This window comes from Endozoicomonas ascidiicola, assembly GCF_001646945.1.
Lineage (GTDB): Bacteria > Pseudomonadota > Gammaproteobacteria > Pseudomonadales > Endozoicomonadaceae > Endozoicomonas > Endozoicomonas ascidiicola.
On record NZ_LUTV01000008.1, the window covers coordinates 52,102 to 56,841 of the forward strand.

The 4,740-nt window shown below is 46.7% G+C and carries 5 protein-coding genes; all 5 read right to left on the minus strand.

The window, feature by feature from the left end; genetic code table 11:
- Positions 1-103: 103 nt before the first annotated feature.
- A complete protein-coding gene (locus tag AKL11_RS20685; protein ID WP_067521536.1) occupies positions 104-544 on the minus strand; it encodes a hypothetical protein in 441 nt (146 codons plus the stop codon).
- 177 nt (positions 545-721) lie between these two features.
- Entirely contained in the window at positions 722-1,174 is a 453-nt protein-coding gene (locus tag AKL11_RS20690; RefSeq protein ID WP_067521537.1) for a regulatory protein RecX, read from the minus strand.
- Positions 1,175-1,188: 14 nt separating this feature from the next.
- The gene (gene recA / locus AKL11_RS20695; protein WP_067521539.1) at positions 1,189-2,313 is read right to left on the minus strand and encodes a recombinase RecA; all 1,125 of its coding nucleotides are present in this window, start codon (positions 2,311-2,313) and stop codon (positions 1,189-1,191) included.
- 247 nt (positions 2,314-2,560) lie between these two features.
- Positions 2,561-3,124 (minus strand): CinA family protein, encoded by a 564-nt coding sequence (locus AKL11_RS20700; RefSeq protein ID WP_245673542.1) that lies wholly within the window; start codon positions 3,122-3,124, stop codon positions 2,561-2,563.
- 103 nt (positions 3,125-3,227) lie between these two features.
- On the minus strand, positions 3,228-4,208 hold the full coding sequence (locus AKL11_RS20705) for a transposase (RefSeq protein ID WP_067521541.1): 981 nt from the start codon (positions 4,206-4,208) through the stop codon (positions 3,228-3,230).
- Positions 4,209-4,740 lie beyond the last annotated feature (532 nt).

The following is a 4,740-nucleotide window of genomic DNA, read 5'->3' on the forward strand; positions in this document are numbered from 1 at the left end:
GTGTAGGACTTTAAGCATGAATCGAATAGTTATGGCAAAAAATGATCTGTAATTATACGTCTTGAATCGTTTTTCGTTTCATGCTTTGGATCAATTTATCTGCTCATTTAGAACCGTATGTTTCAAATGAGTTTTGGTTTACCTTCTCCCATGAAGTATTAAACGTCTTGGCAACTTCCTTCCAGGAGAGTTTTCGAGCCCAGCCTGCGAGAAACTGCATGTACACTTTGGTCAGTTCTTTTTTACCTTCTGCCCATGGAACCTGCTCAACCTTTACGCCACATGTCTTACATTGAACGCGGCGCATTCTGTAAATCAGGGAAACTCTGATTCCCCAGAGAGGAACAAACTCGAAGCGTCGTTCAGCAAGGCGATCGTAACCCGGTGCTGGGTTGTGGCAGCCTGAACAGATAGCGTGACCATTCTTGCGGGGAACGACTGTCACATCGAAGACTTCAGAGCCTTGATGGAAGCCGAGTTTTACATCCTGATAAACAAATGACTTGAGTTTATGAACTTTATTGAGGATAGTTTTTATCAGCATCAGCGACGTTTCTTATTGTTTTTTGTCTGCAAACAAAAAAATCTATCAGAAATCGATCGCTGGTGCTTTTTTCTTCAAATTAGCTCATTTTTACCCACAGATACCCCTGAAGAGCCTATTTCTTAGAGTTTAAAATCTCAAATTAGTTCACCAACACAAACTTTAACGCAACGTGTATTATCTCGAGAGTGCTAAGCATATTTGGCCCATTGAAAACCCTCGCTGGGCAAGAAACCGTGTCTGGCGAGCACGTTCTTTTACATTTTCAGGTTTACTCTTACCAAACTTTTTTTCTTTTATCTCTTTTACCAATTCAGTCCAGTGTTCATCCTGCTCAACTAAATACTGGCTAACCAGATCCCTATCGACACCTTTTTGAAACAACTCCGATTTGATACGTACCGGACCATAACCCCGTTGTGTTCGGCTATAGACATAACTTTCCACAAAGCGGTCATCACTTTGCAGGCGTTCTTCACGGAGTCGTGTTAATGCTTCAGTTACCAGCTCAGGGGGGAAACGGCTCGAGAGTTTACGAGCCAGTTCTTTAAAACCGTGCTCTCGTCGGGCCAGAAGATCCATGGCAGCCCGACGAACATCTTTTACGGTTTGGAGGGTTTCAGCAGTCACTCAAAAGCTCTCGGCTACTCTGCCAGCAACTCATCCTGCTGCAGCGTTTCAGTCACTTCTTTTTCTGCCTTGCCTGCTTTGCCGGTTTTTTCAGCTTTGTCTGGCTTGCCAGCTTTTTCAGTCTTCGCTGCTTTCTCATCTTTGCCACTCTGTGGCGCCATCAGTTCAGCACGAATCTGTGCTTCAATTTCTTCCGCAATTTGAGGATTGTCGGTCAGATACTGCGCCGCATTGGCTTTGCCCTGACCAATTTTTGAGCCCTTGTAGGCATACCAGGCACCGGATTTGTCCACCAGCTTCTGCTTCACGCCCAAATCAATGACTTCACCCATATGGTAAATACCCTGACCATAAAGAATCTGGAATTCGGCCTGACGGAATGGAGGAGAAACTTTGTTCTTCACCACTTTCACACGGGTTTCGTTACCGATGACTTCTTCGCCCTGCTTCACAGCACCGGTACGACGAATGTCCAGACGAACAGAGGAGTAGAACTTTAGAGCGTTACCGCCGGTTGTGGTTTCCGGGTTACCAAACATCACACCAATCTTCATACGAATCTGGTTGATAAAGATAACCATGCAATTGGTTTGCTTGATGGAACCGGTAAGCTTACGCAGCGCCTGAGACATCAAACGAGCCTGTAGACCTACGTGGGAGTCGCCCATGTCGCCTTCAATTTCAGCTTTTGGTACCAGTGCTGCAACGGAGTCAATAACGATGACATCAACCGCACCAGAGCGCACCAGCATGTCGGTGATTTCCAGAGCCTGTTCGCCCGTGTCTGGTTGGGAAACATAGAGGTCGTCAACATCAACACCCAGCTTTCCAGCGTAGAGCGGATCAAGGGCGTGTTCCGCATCAACAAAAGCACAGGTTGCGCCCTGCTTCTGAGCTTGAGCAATCACACTAAGGGTCAGCGTGGTTTTACCGGAAGATTCCGGACCATAGATTTCAATAACACGGCCTTTTGGCAGACCGCCGATGCCAAGCGCAATATCCAACTGAAGGGAACCGGTGGAAATGGCCGGAATCGCTTCGTGCTTTTGATCGCCCATCCGCATCACTGCGCCTTTACCGAACTGACGGTCAATCTGACCCAGTGCTGCGGCTAACGCTTTTTTTCTGTTATCATCCATTTTCTCGCCCTCAACTCAGTTCTGATGCCATCAGGAACAGCTATACCCGTCGACTTTCAAGCTGCCACTTTGTTGGCTGCGCTCACTCACCCCAATCACCTATTACTTATAGGCTCATGGGCTTCGCTCGATTGCCGCCGCGTAGCAATTTGAAATCCTTTGGGTATCTAAATTCAATACTGTATATTTAAACATATACTGGATGTTTGTCCAGTACTTTATCTTGTCGACAGTCTTCCGTTCACTTTTAAGAAATAACAGCCAAAATACCCTGCAGCGCTTCCACCACCGTTTGTCGGCGAACCTGCTCACGATCACCAGAGAAATGAAAGTGCCGGGCTTCAGTGCTTTGCCCGGTGCTCCAGGCAATCCAGACGGTACCCACCGGTTTATCAGGTGTTCCACCATCAGGGCCGGCAATGCCGGTCACTGCGACAGCCAGATCCGTTCGTAATAACTTCCGGACACCCTGCGCCATGGCCTCCGCCACTGGCTCACTGACAGCGCCGTATTTATTCAACAGCACTTCTGGCACATGGAGTTGCTGGCTTTTCACGTTATTGGAATAGCTGATCACACCACCTTCATACCAGCGGGAACTGCCAGATAACGCGGTCAGTTCAAAACCAATACCGCCACCCGTACAGGACTCAGCCGTAGACAACGTCCAGCCTCTTTCGACCAGTACATCGGCAATATCGTGAACCAGCGAGGTGATGGTCGTGTGGGGTGAAGATTCCATGGTCAGGTGGTTTGCCATTTTAAGAATCGGTAAAAGAGGAAAGATACCACGATCGGTTCTGGTATTCACACTTTTGGATTCCACCATAGGAGGTTGTCGCAAAAGTCCTGGCTCCCATACTTTAAGGATTGGAGAATAAGGGAGGAGAAAAAGGGGCACCCTTTAATTTGTCTCAGGTTTGAAATAGGCAAATGCTCGGTGTAACCCCATGAAGCCAATGCTTCCCGGTCTGGCTAGCATAGTCCCTAAGAGAGGAGAGTTTTCCTACACCCCGGCGGAAGCGATTATTCCAGCGCATGGTACTGAGCCACTCTTTCGGATCAATTCCCAGGCGATCAAGCACAGCAGGGACATCGCCTTCTATTTTTCCTCTCTTTCCTTTGTGAACAATACGACCAGACCAGTCCACCAGTTCAAAGTAACAAGCAAGAGTATAAGGCAGTGCTTTATCCGGATTTTGCCCAGGGGTTTTAAAAGGTTTGAGGAAGCGGGGTTGTTTTTTCTTCTGGTGACTTGAGTAGGTATCGACTCGTTCTTTTATGGAGGTATATTCAGAACCTTCCGGAGTTTTAGCCATTTTAGCTCTGACAGGGTTTAGATCTACATAGGCCATACAAGTGAGTAGTGCGGCTTCATCAAGTAAAGCCTGGCTTTTGTAGTGTCCTTCCCAGAACCGTCCCTTGCAACCATCTTCCTTATTCGCTTCACGGGCAAGGTGCTCGTTCAGGCATTTCATGAACCAGCTAATATCTTTTAAACGACACCGGTACTCTTCCGCAAACTCTTCAACCTTTAGCAGACTTCCTTTATCCATAGGTGCACCTGCCAGATAACGCTGAACAAGCACAGGGCCAGAGAATAACTGAGCCCAGCGGGACAACACTTCTTTCGTGTTCCATGATTCGGCTTGTTCGCGGTTGATGTGAAGAATGACATGATAGTGGTTKGACATGACGGCATAGGCACAGAGTTCTAGAGCAAAGATGCCTGACAATATCTTCAGTCTATCTTCCACCCACTGCCGACGGTGCTCATAGTTTTTGCCGGAAAATTTATCTCGACCACAGAGAAATGCCCTGCGTACACAGCGAGCCATACAGTGATAATACCGTGTACTGGCTGGGTCTATCAGATTCTTCCGGGCAGTCGTCATGACTTCTGTTCCTGATCATTAAAATTCTTGATGATCAAAAAGTAGACGAGCTGACCGGTTAGTCAAATTTATGGATGTCCCAGTTTTTGTTAGGAAAAAGAAAAACACTGACGTTGAAACTGTTATTTCATTTTTTAGCTGGAAACGCCTGAAATCCAACCAGCATCTGATGTGTAGGGTTTTTGATGAGTTAGGATTATCCCTGAGTGATGAAAAAGTCATGAATACCTATGAACAGCTCAGCTGCTATGGAGCTATTGCTGCATGAAAGTGTCCGAAGTATTGATTCACTGATTTTCACTTCACAGGATATTTTAGAAAAGTGTCCGAAGTATTGAACCAAGAAAGAGCCCTACAAGATTGCGGCATGAATTATACAGTCAATAAATTATTAAACATTTGTCGTTAGACAAGAAAAGCAAAAGCGGTTAATCAGTGTAAAAAGCCTGCAACGAGTTGCGTGGATAAAGTTCAAATGATGGCATAAAAGGTAAGACCTGCACTCCCTTGAACCTGACCGGGGTCAGGGCCC